Genomic DNA, 273 nt, shown 5'->3' with positions numbered 1-273 from the left:
CAATACCGATGGCATCCATGACGTCTCGCCCTTTAGCGAGTTCCGCCGTAATCACTGCAGAGAAGGTGCAGCCCGTACCATGAGTATGCACCGTATCATATTTGGGGCTTGTCCACGTACGGACGCTACCATCTTTAGTGAAAGCATAATCTGTTGCATCTTCCAATGTGCCCGCCTTTAATGATGACCACTTGGGGCCCTAAGTCATGTAAAATTCGATTAGCCGCAGTTGTGATATCGCTTTCACAATTAATAGACATGTCCGCTAAGACC

1 protein-coding gene is annotated in these 273 nt (G+C 48.0%); it reads right to left on the bottom strand.

Going from position 1 to position 273, the window contains the following annotated elements:
* A partial coding sequence (locus tag LI126_RS16345; RefSeq protein ID WP_227165672.1) for a bifunctional hydroxymethylpyrimidine kinase/phosphomethylpyrimidine kinase occupies nucleotides 1-166 on the bottom strand: 166 nt, incomplete at its 3' end.
* Between the last annotated feature and the right edge of the window lie 107 nt (nucleotides 167-273).

It is taken from the genome of Mediterraneibacter sp. 210702-DFI.5.30 (assembly GCF_020560115.1).
GTDB lineage: Bacteria > Bacillota > Clostridia > Lachnospirales > Lachnospiraceae > Mediterraneibacter > Mediterraneibacter faecis.
The sequence above is the reverse complement of the archived record's forward strand: the minus strand, read 5'-3'. Positions and strand labels throughout refer to the sequence as shown.